Annotated in this window: 12 protein-coding genes and 1 pseudogene; 3 read left to right on the forward strand and 10 right to left on the reverse strand. The window is 59.0% G+C overall.

Translation table 11 applies throughout. The annotated features are described in order from the left end of the window. Window positions 1-5 precede the first annotated feature (5 nt). The 7 genes and pseudogenes from ACVWZ0_RS18090 to ACVWZ0_RS18120 form a co-directional block, all read right to left on the reverse strand. The gene (locus tag ACVWZ0_RS18090) at window positions 6-3,095 is read right to left on the reverse strand and encodes a multidrug efflux RND transporter permease subunit (protein ID WP_253458714.1); all 3,090 of its coding nucleotides are present in this window, start codon (window positions 3,093-3,095) and stop codon (window positions 6-8) included. After that, window positions 3,092-6,263: pseudogene (locus ACVWZ0_RS18095) on the reverse strand (efflux RND transporter permease subunit). The gene ACVWZ0_RS18090 and the pseudogene ACVWZ0_RS18095 overlap by 4 nt, the downstream one beginning before the upstream one ends. After that, on the reverse strand, window positions 6,260-7,453 hold the full coding sequence (locus ACVWZ0_RS18100) for an MdtA/MuxA family multidrug efflux RND transporter periplasmic adaptor subunit (RefSeq protein ID WP_253458708.1): 1,194 nt from the start codon (window positions 7,451-7,453) through the stop codon (window positions 6,260-6,262). The pseudogene ACVWZ0_RS18095 and the gene ACVWZ0_RS18100 overlap by 4 nt, the downstream one beginning before the upstream one ends. Before the next feature lie 275 nt (window positions 7,454-7,728). Further along, window positions 7,729-10,647, reverse strand: a complete 2,919-nt coding sequence (locus ACVWZ0_RS18105) for a S8 family serine peptidase (RefSeq protein WP_253458705.1) — start codon at window positions 10,645-10,647, stop codon at window positions 7,729-7,731. Between the two features lie 250 nt (window positions 10,648-10,897). Beyond that, a complete protein-coding gene (locus ACVWZ0_RS18110; protein ID WP_253458702.1) occupies window positions 10,898-12,616 on the reverse strand; it encodes a penicillin-binding transpeptidase domain-containing protein in 1,719 nt (572 codons plus the stop codon). A gap of 351 nt (window positions 12,617-12,967) precedes the next feature. Continuing rightward, window positions 12,968-13,315 carry a hypothetical protein gene (locus ACVWZ0_RS18115; protein WP_253458699.1) on the reverse strand — a complete coding sequence of 116 codons (348 nt, stop codon included), beginning with the start codon at window positions 13,313-13,315 and terminating at the stop codon, window positions 12,968-12,970. 235 nt (window positions 13,316-13,550) lie between these two features. Then, a complete protein-coding gene (locus ACVWZ0_RS18120) occupies window positions 13,551-15,821 on the reverse strand; it encodes a molybdopterin guanine dinucleotide-containing S/N-oxide reductase (protein WP_253458696.1) in 2,271 nt (756 codons plus the stop codon). A 353-nt stretch (window positions 15,822-16,174) separates the two neighbouring features. Between ACVWZ0_RS18120 and galR the strand changes: the two genes are divergently transcribed. Continuing rightward, window positions 16,175-17,176, forward strand: coding sequence for an HTH-type transcriptional regulator GalR (galR, locus tag ACVWZ0_RS18125; protein WP_125287364.1), 1,002 nt, complete (start codon window positions 16,175-16,177; stop codon window positions 17,174-17,176). Between the two features lie 3 nt (window positions 17,177-17,179). Here the strand turns inward: galR and lysA are convergent, their stop codons facing one another. After that, window positions 17,180-18,433: a diaminopimelate decarboxylase gene (gene lysA, locus ACVWZ0_RS18130; protein ID WP_253458694.1), complete on the reverse strand. Its 1,254-nt coding sequence runs from the start codon at window positions 18,431-18,433 to the stop codon at window positions 17,180-17,182. 119 nt (window positions 18,434-18,552) lie between these two features. Between lysA and ACVWZ0_RS18135 the strand changes: the two genes are divergently transcribed. Then, a complete protein-coding gene (locus ACVWZ0_RS18135; RefSeq protein WP_253458691.1) occupies window positions 18,553-19,473 on the forward strand; it encodes a LysR family transcriptional regulator in 921 nt (306 codons plus the stop codon). On the opposite strand, the gene ACVWZ0_RS18140 is transcribed toward ACVWZ0_RS18135, so the two are convergent. Further along, the gene (locus ACVWZ0_RS18140) at window positions 19,470-20,633 is read right to left on the reverse strand and encodes an MFS transporter (protein WP_253458688.1); all 1,164 of its coding nucleotides are present in this window, start codon (window positions 20,631-20,633) and stop codon (window positions 19,470-19,472) included. The genes ACVWZ0_RS18135 and ACVWZ0_RS18140 overlap by 4 nt on opposite strands. Window positions 20,634-21,103: 470 nt before the next feature. Here ACVWZ0_RS18140 and ACVWZ0_RS18145 point away from each other — a divergent pair, with 470 nt between their 5' ends. Further along, window positions 21,104-21,727, forward strand: a complete 624-nt coding sequence (locus tag ACVWZ0_RS18145; RefSeq protein ID WP_253458685.1) for a serine protease — start codon at window positions 21,104-21,106, stop codon at window positions 21,725-21,727. A gap of 289 nt (window positions 21,728-22,016) precedes the next feature. On the opposite strand, the gene lysS is transcribed toward ACVWZ0_RS18145, so the two are convergent. Beyond that, complete coding sequence (gene lysS, locus ACVWZ0_RS18150; RefSeq protein WP_253458682.1) at window positions 22,017-23,537, reverse strand: lysine--tRNA ligase; 1,521 nt, start codon at window positions 23,535-23,537, stop codon at window positions 22,017-22,019. Between the last annotated feature and the right edge of the window lies 1 nt (window position 23,538).

Genomic DNA, 23,538 nt, shown 5'->3' on the forward strand with positions numbered 1-23,538 from the left:
ATTATTTAAGCTCTGAGGCGCGCCCACTGACGTTTAGCGGCGCGGCTGGCACGATCGAGATAGAGGTAAACCACCGGCGTGGTAAACAGTGTTAACAGCTGGCTCAGCGCCAGGCCGCCAGCGATGGCCAGGCCCAGCGGACTGCGCAGATCGGCATCGCCGCCGCTGCCCAACGCCAGCGGCAGCGCGCCGAAAAAGGCGGCCAGCGTGGTCATCATAATGGGGCGGAAGCGCATCAGGCAGGCCTGCACAATTGCCTGCTGCGGCGTCATGCCCTGCTTGCGTTCCGCCGCCAACGCGAAGTCGATCATCATAATGGCGTTCTTTTTTACGATGCCGATCAGCAGCAGAATGCCTATCAAGGCGATCACCGTCAGCTGCGTGCCGGTCAGCAGCAGCAGCAACAGCGCGCCAACGCCTGCGGACGGCAGCGTGGAAAGGATGGTCAGCGGATGAATATAGCTTTCATAGAGCATCCCCAGCACGATATAGACGGCCGCCAGCGCGGCAAGGATCAGCCACGGCATGGACGCAGTGAGATCGCCAAAGGCTTTCGCCGTGCCCTGGAAACCGGCCTGAATATCGCCCGGCAGCGCAATTTTCGCCATCGCGGCTTTAATCAGTGCTGAAGCCTGCTCCAGCGAAACGCCGTCCGCCAGGTTAAAGGCAATCGTGCTGGTAGCCGACTGCCCCTGATGCGCCACCGACAGCGGCGCGTTGGCGCCGCTGAAGCGGGCGAAAGCCGAAAGCGGCACCTGGCCGCCGGCATCGTTAATCACATACAGCTTGTTAAGCGTTTCCGGATCGCGCGTCCATGTATCCTGCAATGACATCACCACATGATACTGATTCAGCGTCTTGTACAGCGTGGCGACCTGGCGCTGCGCAAACGAATTATTCAGCAGCGTATCGACCATCTCAACGTTGACCCCCAGCCGTTTGGCGCGGTCGCGGTCGATCGTGACCATTACCTCCTGGCCGCCGGTTTGTGAGTCGGAATCGACGCTGGTCAGCTGCGGGATCGCCTCCAGCGCGGCCTTGACCTTCGGCGTCCAGACGCGCAGCGTCTCCAGATCGTCAGCCTGAAGACTGTACTGATAGCTGGCGTTGGCGCTGCGGCCGCCGATATGAATATCCTGCGCCGCCATCAGAAACAGCTCCACGCCCGGCACGTTGCGCGTTTTACCGCTCAGCCGGTTAGCGACTTCCGTCGCCGTCGCGTCACGCTGGTCGAAGTCTTTCAGATGCACGAAAAAGTTGGCGGTGTTGCGCGAACCGAACGCGCCGCTGCCCATTGACGACATCACGCCGTCCACCGCCGGATCCTGCTGGATTAGCTTAGCGAACGCCTCCATTTTCGGCTTCATCGCCTGGAAAGAGACGTTTTGATCGGCGCGCAGCATCCCCATCAGCAGACCGGTATCCTGATTGGGGAAAAAGCCTTTCTGCACCACCGAATAGAGAAACAGATTGAGGATCACCGTCAGCATCAAGCTAAACAGCGTCAGCCGCTGATGGCGCATCACCCAGTTCAGCCCGCGGGCGTAGGCGGCCAGCAGACGATTAAGGCCGTTTTCGATCCACTGATAAAGCGGATGCGGCCGCGCGGTGACGCCGGGTTTACGCTTCAGCAGCCGCGAACAGAGCATCGGCGTGAGGCTGAGCGACACCAGCATAGAGATAATCAGCGAAACGGTCAGCGTCACCGCAAACTCGCGAAACAGGCGGCCAACGATGCTGCCCATCAGCAGGATCGGGATAAACACCGCCACCAGCGACAGCGTCATCGACAGCACGGTAAAGCTCACCTCGTTCGCGCCTTTCAGCGCGGCGCGCACCGGGCTTAGCCCCTCTTCTATATAGCGCGTGATGTTTTCCAGCACCACGATGGCGTCGTCCACCACAAAGCCGGTGGCGATGATCAGCGCCATCAGCGACAGGTTATCCAGGCTGTAGCCGAGCAAATACATCACCGCACAGGTGCCCACCAGCGAAACGGGCAGCGCCAGCGCGGGAATGGCCACCGCCTGCAAATTGCGTAAGAAAATAAAGACCACGCCAATCACCAGCGCGATGGCGATCAGCAACGTTTCTTCGGTGTCATAAAGGGACGCGCGCACGTTGGGAGAGCGGTCAACCACGATTTTCAGCGAGACGTCGGCCGGCAGGTTTTCCTCCAGCGCCGGCAGCTGCGCTTTGATGGCATCAATAGTTTGCAGCATATTGGCGCCCGCCTGGCGCGTGACGCCGATCATCACCGACGGCGAACCGTTGAAGTAACCGACGTTGTACTGGTCCTCTACCGAATCGTAAACGGTGGCGACGTCGCTGAGGCGGATAGCGCGGCCGTTCTGGTAGCTGACCACCAAATCGCGGTACTGCTTTGCGCCGTCCAGCTGGCTGTTGCCGTCAATCACCCAGCTCTGGTTAGCGCCCTGCAACATCCCTTTCGGCAGATTGCTGGTGCTGTTGGCGATAGCGGCGCGCACCGTATCCAGCGAGATCCCGGCATGGGCCAGCATTTGCGGCTGTAGATCTATTCTGACCGCCGGCAGCGCGCTGCCCATCAGCGAGACGTCGCCGACGCCCTGCACCTGCGCGATTTTCTGGTCGATTTTGCTCTCGGCGATATCGTACAGCTCGCCTTTGGAACGCGTAGTGGACGTCAGCGCCAGCATCACAATCGGCGCGTCGGACGGGTTGGCTTTACGATAGGTCGGCAGCGACGGCATGCTGCTCGGCAGCAGGCTGCGCGAGGCGTTGATCGCCGCCTGTACATCCCGCGCCGCGCCGTTGATGTCGCGGGTCAGCTCAAACTGCAAAATGATATTGCTGGAGCCCTGCGAGCTGCTGGAGGTCATCTCGGTAATGCCCGCGATTTGCCCCAGCGCGCGCTCCAGCGGCGTGGCGACCGTGGCCGCCATCGTCTCCGGGCTGGCGCCCGGCAGGCTGGTGGAAACCATAATGGTCGGGAAATCGACCTGCGGCAGCGGCGCAACGGGCAGCAAACGATAGCCCAGCGCGCCCAGCAGCAGCAGCGCCAGCGTTAACAGCAGCGTGGTAACGGGCCGGAAGATAAAAAAGCGCGTAATCATTTAGCCGCCCGCATTCTGCGGCGTGCCCGCCCGGCCAGGCGATCGAACCACAGGTAGATCACGGGTGTGGAGAACAGCGTCAGCACCTGGCTGAAGATCAGGCCGCCGACAATCACCAGCCCCAGCGGCTGGCGCAGTTCAGCGCCCGAGCCGGAGGCCAGCATCAGCGGCAGCGCGCCAAGCAGCGCCGCCATGGTGGTCATCAGGATCGGGCGGAAGCGCAGCAGACAGGCCTGATGGATCGCTTCCCGCGGGCTGAGGTGCTGCTTTTTCTCCGCATCCAGCGCAAAGTCGATCATCATAATCGCGTTCTTTTTCACAATGCCGATCAGCAATATCACCCCAATCAGCGCAATCAGGCTGAATTCCGTGCCCGCCAGCAGCAGCGTCAGCAGCGCGCCGACCGCCGCCGACGGCAGCGTGGAGAGAATGGTCACCGGATGAATAAAGCTTTCATAAAGAATGCCCAGCACCACGTACATGGTCAGCAGCGCGGCCAGGATCAGCCACAGCGTGTTGCCGGTAGCGTTCTGGAAAGCTTCGGTTTCGCCCTGATAGCGCAGCGTCATGCTGGACGGCACCTTCAGGCTTTGCTGCGTCTCCGCTATCGCCTTTTGCGCCTCTTCCAGCGAGTAGCCGTCGTTGAGATTGAACGAGACGGTCACCGCCGGGAACTGGTTCAGCCGCATATGCACCAGCGAGCCGATGCGCTGATGAATGGTGGCGACTGAGGTCAGCCGCACCATGCCGCCGCTGCTGGTTGAAGAAGCGCTGTCAGACGAGCTGCTGTCGGTATCGCTTGAGGTGCCGCTGCTCGTGGAGGTGGTCGAGGACGAAGCGGCAGCCGCCAGCCAGATGTCGTTAAACGAGGCCGGAGACTGCTGATACTGCGGCGCGACCTCCAGCACCACCCGGTACTGATTCGACTGGGTAAAAATGGTGGAGACCAGCCGCTGGCCGAAAGCGTTATACAGCGCGGTATCCACGTCGGCGGCGGTAATGCCGTAACGCGCCGCCGCATCGCGGTTCAGTTCGACCCAGGCGACCTGCCCCTGATCCTGCAAATCGCTGACCACCGAGCTGAACTCCGGCCGTTTTTCCAGCGCGGCCACCAGCTTCGGCGTCCAGGCGACCAGGTTCTCGCTGTCGGCGTCGTCCAGCGAGAACTGATAGCGATCCGGCGTGACCCGATCGTTGACCGTCAGATCCTGCGCGGCCTGCATATAAAGCTGAATGCCCGGCACGCTGCGGGTCGCCTGTTGCAGTTCGGCAATCACCTGGTCGGCCCGCTCGTCGCGCTGGTCAAACGACTTCAGGTTGATTTGCAGCCGCCCGCTGTTCAGGCTGGTATTGTTGCCGTCGATGCCGATAGTGGAAGAAAGACTCGCCACCGCCGGGTTCTTCAGCACGATAGCCGCCAGCTGCTGCTGCCGCTTCGCCATTTCACCAAAAGAAACGTCCTGAGAAGCCACGGTCACGCCCTGGATTAACCCGGTATCCTGCGCCGGGAAAAAGCCTTTGGGAATAACCAGATAGAGCAGCGCGGTCAGCGCCAGCGTCGCCAGCGCCACCAGCAGCGTCAGGCGCTGATGGTTGAGCACTATCGTCAGCAGGCGATCGTAACCGGCCACCAGCTTATCGAAGAACTGGCCGCCCTTGCGGTAAAAGCGGCTCTGCTTCTCTTCCGGGATATGGCGCAGCAGACAGGCGCAAAGCATCGGCGTAAGCGTCAGCGAAACCAGCATGGAAACCAGAATCGACACCGCCAGTGTAATGGCGAACTCGCGAAACAGCCGTCCGACCACGTCGCCCATAAACAGCAGCGGGATCAGCACCGCAATCAGCGAAAAGGTCAGCGAGATAATGGTGAAGCCCAATCTGCGCCGAGCCTTTCAGCGCCGCCTCCATCGGCGTTTCGCCCTGCTCCAGCCGCCTTGAGATATTTTCCACCACTACGATAGCGTCATCAATAACGAAACCGGTGGCGATAGTCAGCGCCATCAGCGACAGGTTATTCAGGCTGAAGCCCGCCAGATACATCACGCCAAAGGTGCCGACCAGCGACAGCGGCACCGCCACGCTCGGGATCAGCGTCGCCGCCACGTTGCGCAGAAACAGAAAGGTCACCATCACCACCAGCGCAATCGACAGCATCAGCTCAAACTGCACGTCGCTGATGGAGGCGCGAATGGTCTGGGTACGGTCGGAGAGGATCTGCACTTTTACCCCGTCCGGCAGCGCGGCCTGGAGCGTCGGCAGCTGCTTTTTAATGTTGTCCACCACCGCAATCACGTTGGCGCCGGGCTGGCGCTGGACGCTAATCACAATCGCCGGGCTGTTGTTGGCCCAGGCCGACTGATAGCTGTTTTCCGCCGCCTCTTCGATATGGGCGATATCCTTCAGCTGCAGCGCCGCGCCGTTCTGATATGTAAGGATCAGGTTGCCGTATTCCTCTGCGGTGCGCAGCTGGTCGTTGGCGTCGATGGTTATCGAATGGTATTTGCCGTCGAAACCGCCTTTCGAGCCGTTGACGTTGCTGTTGCTAATCAGCGTATTGACGTCTTCCAGCGTCAGCCCGTGCGCCGCCAGCGCTTTGGGATCCATCTGCACGCGGATAGCGGGCTGATGGCCGCCCGCCAGCGTCACCATGCCGACGCCGGAGATTTGCGACAGCTTCAGCGCGACGCGGGTGTTGACCAGGTCCTGGACTTTAATCAGCGGCAGCGTATCCGAGCTGGCCGCCAGCGTGATCACCGCCGTATCCGCCGGGTTCACCTTTTTATAGGTTGGCGGATTAGGCAAGTCGGAGGGCAGCAGGCTGTTGGCGGCGTTGATCGCCGCCTGCACTTCCTGCTCCGCCACGTCCAGCGACAGATCCAGCGAGAACTTCAGCGTGATCACCGACGAGCCGCCCGAGCTGCTGGAGGCCATCTGGCTCAGGCCCGCCATCTGCCCCAGCTGCCTTTCCAGCGGCGCGGTAACGCCCGATGCCATCACGTCCGGACTCGCGCCCGGATAGAGCGTGGTGACCTGAATGGTCGGATAATCCACCTGCGGCAGCGCGGAGGTCGAAAGAAACTTATAGGCGAAAACGCCGGAGATCAGCACGCCGATCATCAGCAGGATAGTGGCGACCGGACGCGCGATAAAAATGCGGGACGGATTCATTGCGCTTTCGCTTTGTCGCTGGCGGCCGGAGTTTCATCAGCCGTAACCACAGTGACTTTGCTGCCGTTGCTTAGCCGATCGATGCCTACGGTAACGACCTGCTCGCCCGCCTTCACGCCTTCGGTAATCGCCTGCTGCGTGTCGCCCAGCGTCGGCCCGGTTTTCACCGCGCGGCGCGTAACCGTTTTATCGCTGCCGATCACGTAGACGAAGCTGCCGTCGCTGCTGAGCTGCAACGCCTGCGCCGGGATCACGGTCGCCTGCTTCAGGGTGCCGGTTTGCAGCCGCAGATCCACAAACTGGTTGGGATAGAGCGCCTCGTCCTGATTGTCGAACAGCGCTTTCAGCTCGACCGTGCCGGTAGCGGTGTCGATCTGGTTGCTGATAAACCGCACGCTGCCGGAAGCCAGCGCCTTATCGCCATCCTGATCGAACGCGGTTGCTGGCAGCGTCTGCCCGTTGTGCAGCGCCTTAATCAGCGTGGGAATGTTGCTTTGCGGAACGCTGAAAGTTACGGCGGCGGGCTGCATCTGGGTAATGGTCACCAGGCCGGTGGTGTCGCTGCTCTGCACCATATTGCCTTCGTCAACCAGGCGCAGGCCAACGCGCCCGGAAACCGGCGCGGTGATGCGTGTAAATTCAATATTCAGCTTTGCCGAGGCGATTTGCGCCTGGTCGGCTTTGACCGCCCCGCGATACTGCCCCACCGTGGCGGCCTGCGTATCCAAATCCTGGCGGGCTAAAGAGTCCTGCGCATAGAGCTTGCGGTAGCGCGCCAGCGTCAGCTCCGCGCTTTGCAGCAGCGCCTGGTTCTGGCTGAGATCGCCCTGGTACTGCGCCAGCGTGGCCTCATAGCTGCGTGGATCGATCTGCGCCAGCAGCTGGCCGGCTTCGACCTGCTGCCCTTCCGTAAAGTAAACTTTCATCAGCTGCCCGTCCACGCGGCTGGTAACGGTAACGGTAGCATTAGGGATCACCGTGCCGAGTGCGGTCAGGTAAACCGGCACGTCGGCGGTCGTAACCAGCCCGGCGTGAACCGCTACCGGGCCGGCCATCATCATGCCGGGGCCGCCTGGCCTGCCCGCGCCGCTGCCGTGCGGCCAGAAACGCCAGACCAGCAAAATGGCCAGAATAATAAGAGCGGCAAGGATAAGTTTGCGACGGAAGGGTTTTGCTGTTGTAGAGGTCATGAGGCTCAGTCGGATCAAATAAAACAAAGAAGCGGCAGCATCTCGTCACCGCCAGAAAAAAGCAGGTCATCTGACCCGGCGGTATTATGATTGAGCAGGCTGATTAAATTCCATGCTCAGAACGTAAGGTTTCCGTTAAGGGTGGTTTACAAGTCTCAGCCGTCGAATTCAGACCGCCGCGTTATTGCCATCTGCCGTCAGGGCGTGGGCATTTTAAGGCACGGGCGAAAAAAAAGCTGGCAGCAAGGCCAGCTTCTGTCATTGTCGCGCCGCGATTAAAAGGCGATATCCACGCCGCCGCGGAAGACCGACTCGTCGCCTTTCTCCGCCACGTGCTTGTCCACTCGCAGGAACAGGCGCGCATCTTTCGCTTTGCCTACGTCCAGCCGCATCCCGTACCACTGAGAATCCCTGTCCAGCGTCATGCCCGGAATGGCGAAGCTGTCGCCTTCAGAACCGGTGCCTGTCCAGCGGGCGTTCACATCCAGCGACGGATTGGTAAAGGCGTGCTGGTGCTCGCCGTAGACGGAAAGCAGCGACCACCATTGATCGACCTCAAGCAGAGGCGCGCTCAGGTTAAGGCCGGTGAGGCCAACGGTGCGGCTGTAACGGGCACTGTCGCCTTGCAGTCCCAGCGCGCCGGCCTCATCGTTAAAGCCGCCGGTATAGAGCTGGCTCAGCTTCATGCCGACATAAGGTTGCAGCGTCAGCCTGTCGTCCAGCGACCAGCGGTAGCCGGTTTTGACCAGCGCCTGCCAGCTGTCGTTGCGCGTTTCTGATGAAGATGAACGCACGCCGTTCAGCAGCAGCACGCGATCGAGATCGGTCTCGCCATGCTGATAGCTCAGGTTGCCCTGCCAGAACCATTCCGGCGTTACGGCATACTGTCCATAAAGCATAACGCCCTGCAAACTGTTGGTGCTGTTGCCGCCGCTGCCTTCGTAGCTGGCCCGGATTTCGCTATCGGTGACGGCCGCGCCTACCCGCAGTCCCGGCACGTCGAAACTGCTGTCCACGCCAATCGCCGTAGTGTTGGTGCGGTAGTGGCTGCCCTGATAACCATCCTGCTGCAAATCGCCGTGCAGCGTGCCCGTTTCCGCCCACATGCCGTAAGGCTTTTGCCGCGCCGGATCGAGGCGGTTATTCAGCAGCTGGTTCTGGTAATCCAGGCTGTTGAAGAGAATAGCATTGCCGCTGGCGTGTGCCTGGCCGGAAAGCGAATCCAGCACCGCTTCAGCCGCCGCGCCGCTGCCGATACGCTGGAAAGCCGCCGCATCCTGCAACAGTTCGGTTTGCTGCGCGGAAAGGCCCGACTGCGTCGACAGCCTGTCGGCCGCCTGCAACGCCCGCTCGACGTTGGCGGCGCTTTGCAGCGTTGCTTTGCCGGTCAGTCCCGCCGCCTGGGCCGCCTGAACGGTATTCACTCGCTGAAAATGTCCGGTAACGCTGTTGGCGCTGTAGGCCACCGTGCCTTTCAGGAAGACGCCGGTATCCACGCTGGCGAACTGCCCGCTGATGCCCTGTCCGCTTTCCAGCAGCGATTCGTTGGTCTGCACAATATAGGTATCGGAAGGCAAGGTAACCTGAAGCGCGCCGTTGAGCGTCGCCGGGCCTGCAACCGTCAGCGGCTGAGAGAGCGTTATCCGCAGCGTGCCGTCGGCGCTTTGCTGATAGCTGCCGACCACGCGCAGCCCGCCAGCGGCGGTGGTTACCACCGTGCCCTGGTTGCTCAGATTACCGTTGATCCGGCCCGAGCCTGCCAGCAGCCCGCTGCCCGTTACGCGCACGTCGCTGGCGACGCTGCCGTCGATAAACAGACTGTTGCTTTCCACCCGTGTTGCGCCGGTGTAGGTGTTATTGCCGCTCAGCGTCAGGCTGCCGCCCGCGTTGCTGGCGCCGCTGACAATCAGGCCGCCGCTGCCGCTGATATCGTTGGCAAACACGTAGCTGCCGTAGGTCAGCGCGGCGGTAAAGTCATCGCCATAAAACATCCCCGGGCCTCGTAACGCCTTATCGACATTCACATTTCCCCAGCCGAAGGTGTTGTTATAGGGCCGCCCGTTGGCGGTGTCCTGGCTGACGCCCGCCACGGCATCGCTGTGGTAATCCGCCGTCGTCAGCAAAGTTTGCTGAAGGTTGTAGCCGGTCATCCACGGAAACTGCGCCGACACACGGGATGCCGCGCCGGTCACGCGAGGTGCGGCGAAAGAAGTGCCGTATTTGCGACCCAGCGTGCCGTTGTCCTGCAGGTAATCCGCATAGCCGGGCGCGGCCAGACACCAGGCGGCGACATCGCCACAGGCGTCAAACACAAACAGCTCCGGCGGACGGCTGCCCTGCGCCACGGTATAGCCAGGCACATAGCCGGTCACGGCGATCAGCCCTTTTTGCAGGCTGGGGTCATTGTAGATTAAAGGGATCTGCGCGTTCGGCGAAGGCGTGGACGTCCCGTTGTTGCCGGTCACCACTACGCCCAACGCGTTAGCGCTGACGATGCTGCTCAGGCTGTCACGCAGCAGATCGTAACGCCCGCTGGTTCTGGCGCTTTGCTGCTGTGCCGTGGTAGCCAGCCGCTCGCCGGAAGCATAAGACATGTTAATTATTTTTACGCCGTTATTGAGCAGCCCGCTGATAGCCTTTTGCGTATCCTGGTAATAAAAAAGGTTATTACTGGAAGCCTGCGCTATCCATAAATCGCTGTCCGGCGCCACGCCGCCGGCAAACGCCCCGCTGGCCAGGCCGGCCGCCGTCAGCGCCACCAACGTGCCGTGCCCTGCCTGACCGTTATTATCGTTCAGGGTCTGGCTGCCGCCGGAAAGATAAGAGGCGAAATGGACATTGTCGTAGTTGATGTCAGAACGACCGGCCGCCAGGCCCGAATCGACAATACCGACTTTAACCTTGCCGTAGGTAACGACTGGCGAAACCGGCATCGGCTCTGGGGTTGGCGCCGAATCGGTAGTCGGCGTCGTCTCGGCTACGGGTTCGGTTGTCGGCGTTGGCGTCGGCGTCGGCGTTGGCGTTGGCGCGGGATTGTTTACAGGCGCCGGCGCCATGTTCAGCGTTTCGCCACCACCACCGCCGCCGCCACCACCACCACCACATCCGACAAGTAATAACGTACTGATTAAAACGGCCAGCACCGATAGCTGAGAAGGTGCCGGAAAGTCAGGAGTCGATCTGATAATGTGCACGAATGTCCTCTTGGATCGTATGAAAGTAGAGCCATCCATGCTTTGATATAAACAGTTTAGATCTTATCTGGAGATATAACAGATATTGATATTTTAATAGATCACACAATTTCCAATTGTCAGAATAGCTGATGTTTAACAGAGGTATTTGTGCGTTAAAGCCGGAGCGGATGACGGGAGGCTAAGATAAAAAAAGCCCACGCGCTGGCGTGGGCTTCTTGTTGACGGCGGCCTCAGGTATTGGACAGTATCAGGTGCCGCTGTGCTTGGAGTAGAGCGCGTCCGGTGCCACGTTCATATGCTTGAGCACGGGGCCGATAATATTGCCGAAGACCGGCGCGGCGACCGAGCCGCCAAAGTGATCCCCTGCCGTCGGGTGGTTGATCATAATCACCAGCGCGACCTGAGGATTACTGGCTGGCGCTACGCCCGCGGTATAGTTGATATAGCCGCCGTCATATTTACCGCTCGAGCCCATTTTTTCGGCCGTTCCCGTTTTAATTGCCAGTCGATAGCCCGGCACCGCCGCGCGCACGCCGCTGCCGCCGGGCAGCGCGTCGCTTTCCATCATATGGACCACCGAGCGCACGATATCTTCGTCTGCTACCCGCGTGCCGATCACGGGCGGCGTCACTTTGGTAATCGAAAGCGGACGATAAACGCCGAAAGATCCCAGCGTGGCGTATTCACGCGCTATTTGCAGCGGCGTGACGCGCAGACCATAGCCAAAGGAGAAAGTGGCCCGTTCGATATCGGCCCAGCGTTCACGGTGCAGCGGGAAGTAGCCTACGCTTTCGCCGGTCAGCCCCAGGCCGGTGGGTTTCCCCAGGCCAAAAGAGTGGAAGGTGTTGACCAGCACTTCAGCGGGCATCGCCAGCGCGATATGCGATACGCCGATATCGCTCGATTTTTGCAGGATGCCGGTCATGGTCAGTCGCGGCCAGTGGCCCACGTCGCGGATCAGGTGGCCGTTAACGCGATAAGGCGTGGTATCCAGCACGGAATCCGGGCGCACCAGCTTGCGCGCCAGCCCTTCCATCACCACCAGCGGTTTTACCGTTGAGCCGGGTTCATAGCTGTCGTTAATGGCCGCATTACGCATCTGGTCAGGCGAAACGTTGCTGAAATTATTGGGATTATAGGAAGGATAAGACGCCATCCCCAGAATTTCGCCGGTATCGACTTTAACCAGCACCGCCGCGCCGGAATCGGCTTTGTTCAGCAGTATGCCATCGCGCAGCTTAGTGTACAGGGTGTACTGATCGAATTTATCGATGCTGAGCTGCACCGTCGGCGGCTGGCGAGGCGGCTCATAGTTAATCATGGCGATAATATTGCCGTGGGCATCCTGACGATATTTCTCTACGCCTGCCGTGCCCTGCAACACCTTATCAAAACCTTTTTCCAGCCCGTTCAGGCCGCTATTGTCCGCGCCGACAATGCCGAGCAGCGGCGCAGTCGCCTCGCTCATCGGATAGAAGCGGCTGTCGTCATAGACGGTGGAAATGCCGGAAAGATGCAGTTTGGCGATATCTTTAGCGATACCCAGCTCGATTTTATGGCCCAGGTAAAGAAAGCGACGGTTGGGATTGGCTTTGATCTGCCGGGCGATCTCTTCAGGTCGCTGATCCAAAGCGTTAGCCAGATATTCCCATTTCGCGCTGGTAAAATCGGGATTGGCTTCCAGCACGCGCTGCGGATCGGCAATAATATCGCGCGAGGGCACGCTCAGCGCCAGCGCTTCGCCGTTACGATCCAACAGCGTGCCGCGATTAGTCGGAATAGTGACCGTGCGCAGCGAGCGCTCATCCGCCTGTTTTTCCAGCATAGGATGATTAATCAGCTGCAAATCCCCTACCCAGAGCAACAGCAGCAGCATGGAAACGAACACGCCAAGACAAATCAGGCGAAAGCGAACGGGATGAAACGGCTCCTGGTCTTTAGCCAGTGATTTCTTTAAGCGGGGCATGGCTCTTCTGTCGGCGAATAGCGGATAACTGACCGGGAGTTATACAAAAAATGCAGGGGTGATAACAGGAAAACTGTGTTTCAGATCGTGATTATTGCCGTGCGGTTTAGCAAAAGCGTCAGGTAAAAAAAACCTGCGCATCTGCGCAGGTCGGTGAAACAAAGTTATTTTGATGTTCACCCATCAATACCTCTGGGACATAAACTGTAGCAACCGGGCCAGCCTGCTCGCCAGCCCACATTCGCAACAGTTACCCGCAAAATGTAACCAGCCATGTGATTTCTATGTGTTTTTGCAACGTTAGTGGGTTGCTGAAAGCTACATCCCGCCTTAGCGGGATGACTGCCGGACTCAGGAAGGAAAGAGAATTTTCAGGATAGCTGGCAGAGTGGGTATGATCTGGGCAAAAATCACGACGCTGACGCACCAAAAAATAATTGCGTTTTTTGCATCGCTAATTGCCACGTTCAACTTGCGAACCTCTTCTAAAGGGGGGCTGTTATCCCCTTTCAGTTCGTCTCTGAAAACGCCGGGATCCTGCTTTGTCACATAGTTCGATTTGATGACGGCAATATCAATCCGAATGCCCGCCACGTCTTCTTCCAGCTTCCTTACACGACCACGCATATTTCCCCCTCTGCCGCCGCTGTTTTCCTGGTAGCCGGAAAGCGACACCGCATCCATTTCAGTTCCATACATAATTTATCCCTCCCTGATAGCTATGTCATGGCTATTTTTTAGCCAGGCGGCGGACAACCGGATGATAATCCCTTGAAGGCTTTCAAAACTGCCATCCATCCCGGGACAGCAGAAACGATCTTTACGGTTTTTATCTGTATTGCCCGGTCTGTCAGCAGGCTAATTTTTAATCTTTTTCACTCCATTATCAACGATTATTGGCACTATCAGAGTGGTGTCCGTTTTGTTGCTGGCATCAGACTTCCGTCGCCTTGCGGATCTCTACCAGGCAGCTCATGGCGTTTGGCCCCTGCGTCAGCGACGAGGTGCCGATATCCAGCGTCAGCACGTTGGGATTGCCCGCCTGGTCATACGGCAGCCAGGCTTTGCCAAAACCCGGGTCGAACCAGGCGCCGGTGGCGATCAGCACCACGCTGCGGCTGACGCCGTCCGTAAGCCTGACGCCAGCCAGCATCCGCCCGCGATCGTTGCTGACCTCAATGGTGTCGCCATCGGCAATCCCGCGCGTTTCGGCATCTTCCGGATGCATCCACAGCGTTTCCCTTCCGGCCGTTTTGTTAGCCTGCACCGTCGGCGTCGCATCCATCTGGCTGTGCAGACGATCGCCAGGCTGCATGGAGATCATATGCAGCGGGAAGCGCTGGCGGATTTCCGCTCCCAGCCACTCCTGCGGCGGCTGCCATTCCGGATGCGGCGCAAAATCCACCAGGCCAAAGCCCGCAATGGTTTCGCTGAACAGCTCAATTTTGCCGCTGGCGGTCTGGATCGGGTTTTGCTGCGGATCCCGGCGAAAATCCTCCATAAAAATAAACGGCTTGTCGCCTTCTGGCACCTCCACGTAGCCCCGTTCCCAGAAAGTCTGGAAATCCGGCCAGTCGACGCCCCGACGCTGGTGCGCCACCCCGCACTGCTGGTAAAGGTGCTCAATCCACTGCGCTTCGTTCCGGTTTTCGGTAAAAGCGTCGCGATAGCCCAGGCGCTCCGCCAGATCGGCAAAAATATCAAAGTCGTTACGCGCCTGATGCTGCGGTTCGATCGCCTGATGCATAGCCAGCACAAAGCGGTCGCGGGACGAGCCGCCGATATCGTTGCGCTCCAGCGAGGTGGTCACCGGCAGCACGATATCCGCCATCTGCGCCGCAGGCGTCCAGACGATATCCTGCACGATAACCGTTTCCGGCTTCTGCCAGCCCTCGACCAGCCGGTTAAGCTGCTGATGATGATGAAACGGATTGCCGCCCGCCCAGTGGATCAGCTGAATATCGGGATAAGTATGGGTTTGGCCCTGGAAAGCGTATGGCTCGCCCGGATGCAGCAGCATATCGCTGATGCGCGCTACCGGGATCGCCTGGTCGGCAATGGGATTGACGCCGGTTGACATCATCGGTGCCGGCCCGTCAATGCGCGGGTTGCCCACGCTGTTCATGGAACCATGTCCAAAAGAGAACCCGGCGCCCGGCAGGCCCGGCTGGCCCAGCATCGACGAGAGCGCGATCATCATCCAGTAAGGCTGTTCGCCGCGATGGGCGCGCTGCACGGAATAAGAACTGGTCATAAAACTGCGTTTGCCGATCAGCTGTCTGGCCAACAGTTCAATGCGCGCAGCCGGAATACCGGTGATCTCGCTGGCCCAGCGCGGGGTTTTTGCCACCCCGTCGCTGTCGCCCAGCAGATAGCCACGCAGCTGCGGATAGCCAACGCAGTGCGAAGCCAGAAAAGTGCGATCCGCCGCGCCCAGCCGCTCCACTTCGTACCCCAGCGCCAGCATCAGCGCCACGTCGGTATTAGGTCGGATCGGGATCCATTCGGCGTTAACAAATTCCGGGCAGTCATCCCGCATCGGGCTGATGTTGATCACCGGCGTGCCTTTGGCCGCCAGTTCAAGCAGCGCCGGTTTCAGGCTGTGCTCCCCTGCGCCGCCGGAGGCAACCTGGCCATTTTTCAGCGCCAGTCCGCCAAAGGCGACAAAAATTTCGCAATGTTCTACCACGCTCGGCCAGTCGGTAACGCGACCGGTCAACGGCATATAGGTGCCGATGATATAGGGCAGGAAAAACTGCGCGGCACCCCAGCTGTAGTTGCCCAGCTGATCGACGCCGCCGCCGCCGGTAAAGTAGAAGCGACGGATCAGCGTGCGGGCATGGTTAACGCGCCCCGCCGAAGACCAGCCGTAAGAACCGTTAAAAATACCGGCGGCGCCGTAGCGATCGCGCACCCGACGGTTTTCTTCCGCCACTAAATCCAGCGCTGTTTCCCAGTCCACCGCCACAAAATCTTCCCGTCCCCGCAGCGTACGGTCGCTTTTCTCGCGCGATTTAAGCCAGGAGCGGCGCACCATCGGCTGACGAATGCGCCGGTCGGAATAGACCAGCTCGGGAATAGTGTTAAGCATTGGCGACGGATCGCGATCGGCGAAAAAGGGTTCGCAGCGCTGCAGTTTGCCGTTTTCGACAACGGCGGTAAAGGCGCCCCAGTGGGCGAGATGCGGCACTTTTTTTAGAGTCATGGCAGGCAGTCCGGCTGGTGTTCGTGTCAGCCTACAGGCTACCATTTTTCCGGTGCGTTTCAGCAAACTTCTGTGCGGCCGATATGCGGTGGTAAAAGCCCGCTGACCCGGTGCCTGATGCGCTAAAAGCACATTACTGAAGCTGCTCTTTGCAAATGCCTGGGCTGGCGTACTTGTGCGCGGGAAGCGGCAAAGCGTTAAGGGAAAGACGGCCCGGTAAAAGGATCCGCCGATAATACCTCGCCTTTTTCATCGGCTTTGCGACATTCGCAGCATTCTGCCTGCTTGAAGTAGCTGGCAATTTCCGCAACACTGGAGCCATGTAAACGTTTACCCTGGAAGGCTTTGTCACTATGGCTACCATTAAGGATGTCGCCAGGCTGGCGGGTGTGTCCGTCGCTACGGTCTCTCGCGTAATTAATAATTCGCCTAAAGCCAGCGACGCTTCTCGCCAGGCCGTTAACAGCGCAATGGAAGAGTTGCAGTATCATCCCAACGCTAACGCGCGCGCGCTGGCGCAGCAGTCAACGGAAACCATGGGGCTGGTCGTCGGCGACGTTTCCGATCCCTTTTTCGGCGCGCTGGTTAAGGCGGTCGAGCAGGTCGCCTACGGTACCGGCAACTTTTTGCTGATTGGCAACGGTTATCACAATGAGCAAAAAGAGCGCCAGGCGATTGAACAGCTGATCCGGCACCGCTGCGGCGCGCTGGTGGTGCATACAAAAAAAATCCCGGACGCCGACCTGATCCCTCTGATGAAGCAGATCCCCGGCATGGTATTGATTAACCGTGCGCTGCCGGGTTTTGAAAAGCGCTGCATTGCGCTGGACGATCGCTACGGCTCGTGGCTGGCAACGCGCCATCTAATCCAACAGGGCCATCAGAACATCGCTTTTATCTGCTCAAACCACCCTATTTCCGATGCGGACGAGCGGCTGCAGGGCTATTACGACGCGCTGAAGGAGCACAATCTGCCGGGCAGCGATCGCCTGGTCGCGTTTGGCGAACCGGATGAGATCGGCGGCGAACAGGCGATGACGGAGCTGCTGGGGCGCGGCAAGGCCTTTAGCGCCGTAGCCTGCTATAACGATTCAATGGCGGCGGGCGCGCTGGCGGTACTCAGCGATAACGGCGTGCGGGTGCCGGAAGAGATGTCGCTGATTGGTTTTGATGATGTGCTGGTATCGCGCTATGTCCGCCCGAGACTGACCACGGTGCGCTACCCTATCGTCACCATGGCGCAGCAGGCAGCGGAGCTGGCGTTAGCGCTGGCTAATAACCAGCCGCTGCCGGAGGTGACCAATCTGTTCAGTCCGACGCTGGTGCGCCGCCATTCGGTCGGCTCGCCGGACTGATGCTTACGTCTCCAGCGCCAGCAGCTCCTGAACGGTCTGCGCGCGGCGGATCTGGCGCGGCTGGCCGTTTTCAAACAGCACTTCCGGCAGCAGCGGGCGGCTGTTGTAGTTAGAGGACATCGACGCGCCGTAAGCGCCGGTATCATGAAATATCAGATAGTCGCCCGGCCTGACGTGCGGCAGCGCGCGGGTTTCGACTTTGCCGCCTTCCTGCTGGGTGAAAACGTCGCCGGATTCGCACAGCGGCCCCGCCACCACGGTGTCAATCGTCCGGCTCTCTTGCAGATCGCGTCCGTCTCCGGCAATGGCGGAGATATGATGATAGCTGCCATACATCGCCGGGCGCATCAGATCGTTAAAACCGGCGTCCACCAGCACGAAGTGGCGGCTGCCCATCTGTTTAACGGCGCGCACTTCAGACACCAGCACGCCAGATTCCGCCACCAGAAAGCGTCCCGGTTCAATTTCCAGCTTCACCGCATGGCCTAAATGCTGCGCCACTCGCTGGCGCGCCGCATCCCACAGCCCAAAGTAGTGAGCGGTATCGATCGCTTCTTCGCCAAAACGGTAAGGAATGGAAAGCCCGCCGCCGGCTGAGATCGCCTCCACATCCTGTCCGAAGTCGATAACCAGCCTGACCATCGCGTCGCAAACCTGCTCCAGATGACCATAATCCACGCCCGACCCAATATGCATATGGATGCCGACCAGCTGCAGCCGATGCTGCCGGATAGCGGCCAGCGCCAGCTCAAGATCGCCGTGCCAGATCCCGTGCTTGCTGTTTTCACCGCCGGTATTGGTTTTCTGGCTGTGGCCGTGACCAAACCCCGGATTAACGCGCAGCCAAACCTTATGGCCCGGCGACACTTCGCCCAGCTGATGCAGCATATCAACCGAACCGGCATTCACCGGGATCGCAAGCTCTGCCAGACGGGCAAGCGTAGGCGCATCCAGCAGATCGGCCGTAAAGACGATCTCTTCCCCGCCGGGCTGAAAGCCTGCCGCCAGCGCGCGCTCCACTTCTCCCAGCGAAACCGAATCAACGCGAACGCCCGCTGCGCGCATCAGCTTAAGGATATGAACGTTAGAGCAGGCTTTTTGCGCAAAACGCACTACGTCAAACTGTTGCAGCTGCGCGATACGGTCGGCAATGACATCGGCATCATAAGCCCAGACGGGGCCGCCATACTGGCGCGCCAGCTGGAGCAAATTGTCACGGTTCAGAGCGGTTTCAGTGGTGTTCAGCGGGCGTGGCATCGGGCTTTCTCCTGTCAGTAATAGCGTTATTACGCCATAGCGACAGCGGGATGAAAAATATCTGTTTTAGCGAAGTCTATTCATTCATGATATGAATTAGTCTTTTTGCGGGGGTTTTTATGGCTGGCATCACGCTGCGGCATATCGAAATTTTTCATGCGGTTGTTACCACCGGCAATCTGACCGAAGCGGCGGTCATGCTGCATACCTCGCAGCCCACGGTCAGCCGCGAGCTGGCCAGGCTGGAAAAGCTGACCGGCCTGAAGCTGTTCGATCGCATCCGGGGCCGTCTGCACCCTACCGTTCAGGGACTGAAGCTGTTTGAGGAAGTGCAGCGGTCCTGGTACGGTCTGGACAGGATTATCAACGCGGCCGAAAGCCTGCGCCAGTTTCGCCAGGGCGAGCTGTCTGTGGCCTGTCTGCCCGTGTTTTCCCAGTCGCTGCTTCCCCTGCTCTGCCAGCCCTTTTTGCAGCGTTATCCCGACGTCAGTTTGAATATCATTCCGCAGGAGTCGCCGCTGCTGGAAGAGTGGCTGTCGGCGCAGCGTTACGATTTAGGCTTAACGGAAACCGGCCAGACGCCGGCCGGCACGGAACGCAGCGTAATCTTTACCGGTAATGAGGTTTGCGTGCTGCCGCAGGACGACGCGCTGGCGGAAAAAAGCTGCCTGACGCCGCAGGATTTCGCCGGGAGAAACTTTATCAGCCTGTCGCAAACGGACAGCTATCGTCAGTTACTGGATCAGCTATTCAGCGAGCAGGGCGTTCAGCGCAGAATGGTGATGGAGACGCACAGCGCGGCCTCGGTTTGTGCGATGGTAAGAGCGGGCGTGGGCGTTTCGATAGTCAATCCGCTCACGGCGCTGGACTATGCGGGCAACGGCGTGGCAATCCGCCGCTTCAGCATTGCGGTGCCTTTTACCGTCAGCCTGATCCGGCCGCAGCACCGCCCCGGCTCGGCGCTGGTTGACGCGTTCAGTCTGCATCTGCGCGAGCATAGCAGCCTGTTCAACCAGCGCCTCGCGGCATTACTGGCTTAAGCGCGCGCCGCCTGCTGCTGGCCGCGCGGGCGGCGGAAGGTCAGCAGGCAAATCAGCAGGCCCATAACGGCCAGTACGGCCGCCGCAACCGGCACGGAAGTCAGCCCGTAACCGCCGTCAATCACTGCACCGCCCGCCCATGCGCCAAACGCGTTGCCGACGTTAAACGCAGAGATATTCAGCGTAGACACAAGGTTCGGCGCCTCTTTGCCGTGGCGAACCACGTTGATTTGCAGTCCCGGCACGGTAGAGAACGTTGCCATCGCCCATAAAAACAGGGTGATTTCCGCCAGCCACAGCGCATGGCTGGTCCAGCTAAAGGCGAGCGAAAACAGCGCGATCAGCGAGAAGCTGAGGATCAGGCTAAAAGAGACTTTCCAGTCGGCCAGCCTGCCGCCCAGGATATTGCCGACGGTCAGGCCGCCGCCGATTAAAAACAGCGTCCAGCTGACGCCTTTGTTGCTGATGCCGGTAACCTGGAGCAGCAGCGGCGCAATATAGCTGAACAGCGCAAACATGGCGGCGGCGAAAAACACCGTCATCAGCAGCGACAGCCACAGCTTGCCGTTAGCCAGCGCGCTGACCTCGCTGGCCAGATGTACCGGCTTTTCGTTGCGGTTGGTGGGCAGGCTGACAATCAGCGCAATAAAGGCCAGCACGCCAATCACCGCCACGCCCCAGAAGGTGGCGCGCCAGCCAAACAGCTGGCCAAACCAGGTACCCAACGGCACGCCCAGCACGTTAGCCAGCGTTAAGCCGGTAAACATCAGCGCCACGGCGGAAGCCTGCTTGTCGGGCGCGACCAGGCTGGCGGCTACCACGGCGCCAATGCCGAAAAATGCGCCGTGGCAAAGCGCGGTGATCACCCGTGCCATCATCAACAGGTTGTAGCTGTAAGCCAGCGCGCAAAGCACGTTGCCGACAATAAAGATCGACATCAGTAAAATCAGCGTTTTTTTACGCGGCAGCTTAGCCGTGAGCAGCGCCATAATCGGTGCGCCGATCGCCACGCCCAGCGCATAGCCGCTGATTAACCAGCCCGCCGAAGGGATCGTTACGCCGAGATCGCCTGCCACTTCCGGCAGCAGGCCCATAATAACGAATTCCGTGGTGCCTATAGCAAAGGCGCTCAGCGCCAGCGCCAGTAAAGAAACGGGCATCTCATCTTCTCCAGAAAAAATTATCTTTCCGCCGACAGCGGTCGACAGGCAAAAAAAGGGCGGGGAAAGTATTACAGAATGTGAATTTTGATCTACATCACATCAGAGATTAAAGCACAGCTCATCAGGGACTTATACCCCTTCTCAGGCAACAATCTCTTGCCTGAAAGGCAATAATCGCCGCCGACTGACCGTCAGATCCACCGATTTTAGCCTTTCCGGCGCGTTTTTGGGCCTCGCGGTTTGTCTATACTTGAGGAAAATACGCCGCTACTTTAGTAAATAATGGTCGTGTTTTGCGCGCATTGAGACGGTAATCATTACGGAAAATTATCAATTATCTGATAATCATTTGACGCGGAGTGAGGTTAAATAGGTAAAGTTTTCCGAGTGTTGGCCGATACCTCGATGATGGATGCAACGGGCGTTTATTGAGCTGTGCTTGATCGATTCATTACCGAGGAGCAAAGATGCGACTGGCTATTTGCCTGCTGACGCTGAGTATCACCGGGTGCTCAGTAGGAAAATATGAGTACAGCAGCGAAGCAGAGAAGCGTGTGGATATGACCGTTACCGGCATTCCGACCATTCTGGGCGTGGGCACGCTGGGCACCACTATTCCGCTGACCGCCGATTACAGCCTGACGGCGGCGCACGTGGCGAAATATTCGCTTTATCGCGTTAAGTCGCGCCATCCTGAATGCGACCTGGCGGTGGTTTACCATAAAAACGGCAACGTTCCCGCGCCGCGCTTCCGTAACGGCTTTATGGGCGACAAAATCAATCTGTATGGCTACAGCTTTATCTCTGCCATGCCGGTGGCCTCAACCGGCACCAATCTGGTGAATACCGGCCTGAAGAACGACTGGAACAAGCTGAGCTGCGTTGTGGTGGCTTCCGACGCGGGCGTGGTGCAGGGCATGTCCGGCGGCGCAGTCTATAACGCGTCCGATGACTCTGTGGCAGGCGTTATCGTCGGCTATTCCAACCGCATTAACGATATTAAAACCGGTAAAACGCTGTATAAAAACGTATCGCTGTACGTGCCCTACGCGCGCTTTAAGGATTGGCTCGACGAGGCGATAAAATCGTAACGGCATGGCGGCTTACTCCGCTGGCAGCAGGAGCTTATCGCTATTTCGACATGAAGAGCGATGGTGGTCAAAGAGCGGCACCGGACGCGCTGCTGGTTCCGGTAACAAACCGGTTTTGCGCAGGCAAACATTACGTACTTTATTCCAGCGCAGGCTTTAGCCTAGCGAAGAGCAAAATCCGTCACTTTGATGGGGACTTCCCGGAACCGTTCAGGCCATCGCCAGCTCTCGCCTGAAATCAGCCATAAAAAAGGGGCGACAAGTCGCCCCTTAATTCCACAGCCGTTGCTTATTTTCCTGACGGACGCAGCGCCGGGAACAGGATCACGTCGCGAATGGTGTGGCTGTTGGTAAACAGCATCACCATACGGTCGATACCAATGCCCAGGCCTGCGGTTGGCGGCAGGCCGTGCTCCAGCGCCGTTACGTAGTCTTCGTCGTAGAACATCGCTTCGTCGTCGCCCGCATCCTTGGCGTTAACCTGCTGCAGGAAGCGTTCAGCCTGATCCTGCGCGTCGTTCAGCTCGGAGAAGCCGTTACCGATTTCACGGCCGCCGATAAAGAACTCGAAGCGGTCGGTGATTTCCGGGTTAACGTCGTTGCGGCGAGCCAGCGGCGACACTTCTGCCGGATATTCAGTGATAAAGGTCGGCTGGATCAGATGGCTTTCCGCCGTCTCTTCGAAGATTTCCGTTACCACGCGGCCCAGACCCCAGCTCTTCTCAACCTTGATGCCCAGCGACTGCGCGATAGCGCAGGCTTTGTCAAAATCATCCAGGTCGGCCAGATCGGTTTCCGGACGGTATTTCTGAATGGCTTCTTTCATCGTCAGTTTGTCGAACGGCTTGCCGAAGTCGAACTCCTGATCGCCGTAAGGCACTACCGTGGTGCCCAGCACGTCCTGCGCCAGCGTACGGAACAGGCTTTCGGTCAGTTCGATCAGATCCTTGTAGTCCGCATAGGCCATATAGAGTTCCATCATGGTGAACTCTGGGTTATGGCGCGGCGAGATCCCTTCGTTACGGAAGTTACGGTTGATCTCGAAGACGCGATCGAAGCCGCCGACCACCAGACGCTTCAGGTAAAGCTCGGGCGCGATGCGCAGATACATGTCAATATCCAGCGCGTTATGATGGGTGATAAACGGACGGGCAGACGCGCCGCCGGGGATCACCTGCATCATTGGCGTTTCCACTTCCATAAAGTCGCGGCCGACCATAAAGCTACGGATGCCCGCCATGATCTGCGAACGAATTTTAAAGGTTTTGCGCGAGTCGTCGTTGGAGATCAGATCCAGATAGCGCTGGCGATAGCGGGTTTCCTGATCGGCCAGGCCGTGGAACTTATCCGGCAGCGGGCGCAGCGCTTTGGTCAGCAGACGCAGTTCGCTACAGTGGATAGAGAGCTCGCCGGTTTTGGTTTTAAACAGCTTGCCGCGAGCGCCGACGATATCGCCGAGATCCCACTTTTTAAACTGTTCGTTGTAAATGCCTTCCGCCAGATCGTCGCGAGAAACATACAGCTGGATGCGGCCACCTACGTCCTGCAGCGTAACAAAGGATGCCTTGCCCATAATACGGCGCGTCATCATTCGTCCCGCCACGCTGACTTCTACGCCCAGCGCTTCCAGCTCTTCATTCTCTTTCGCGTCATATTCTGCGTGCAGCTTGTCGGAAAGGCTGTCGCGACGGAAATCGTTGGGAAATGCCACGCCGTTCTCACGCAGCGCGCTCAGCTTTTCGCGACGCGCTTTCAGTTCATTATTCAGCTCAAGTGCGGCGTCGGCGCCCTGCGGTTGTTGTTCTGACATG

The organism is Erwinia sp. TECH1 (genome assembly GCF_054057575.1).

Bases quoted from the DNA above. Each gene is read 5' to 3' on its own strand.
- ACVWZ0_RS18135 (WP_253458691.1), top strand. From the start codon at position 18,553: ATGGCTGGCATCACGCTGCGGCATATCGAAATTTTTCATGCGGTTGTT.
- ACVWZ0_RS18140 (WP_253458688.1), bottom strand. From the start codon at position 20,633: ATGCCCGTTTCTTTACTGGCGCTGGCGCTGAGCGCCTTTGCTATAGGC.
- ACVWZ0_RS18115 (WP_253458699.1), bottom strand. From the start codon at position 13,315: ATGTATGGAACTGAAATGGATGCGGTGTCGCTTTCCGGCTACCAGGAA.
- lysS (WP_253458682.1), bottom strand. From the start codon at position 23,537: ATGTCAGAACAACAACCGCAGGGCGCCGACGCCGCACTTGAGCTGAAT.
- lysA (WP_253458694.1), bottom strand. From the start codon at position 18,433: ATGCCACGCCCGCTGAACACCACTGAAACCGCTCTGAACCGTGACAAT.
- ACVWZ0_RS18145 (WP_253458685.1), top strand. From the start codon at position 21,104: ATGCGACTGGCTATTTGCCTGCTGACGCTGAGTATCACCGGGTGCTCA.
- ACVWZ0_RS18110 (WP_253458702.1), bottom strand. From the start codon at position 12,616: ATGCCCCGCTTAAAGAAATCACTGGCTAAAGACCAGGAGCCGTTTCAT.
- ACVWZ0_RS18100 (WP_253458708.1), bottom strand. From the start codon at position 7,453: ATGACCTCTACAACAGCAAAACCCTTCCGTCGCAAACTTATCCTTGCC.
- ACVWZ0_RS18090 (WP_253458714.1), bottom strand. From the start codon at position 3,095: ATGATTACGCGCTTTTTTATCTTCCGGCCCGTTACCACGCTGCTGTTA.
- galR (WP_125287364.1), top strand. From the start codon at position 16,175: ATGGCTACCATTAAGGATGTCGCCAGGCTGGCGGGTGTGTCCGTCGCT.
- ACVWZ0_RS18120 (WP_253458696.1), bottom strand. From the start codon at position 15,821: ATGACTCTAAAAAAAGTGCCGCATCTCGCCCACTGGGGCGCCTTTACC.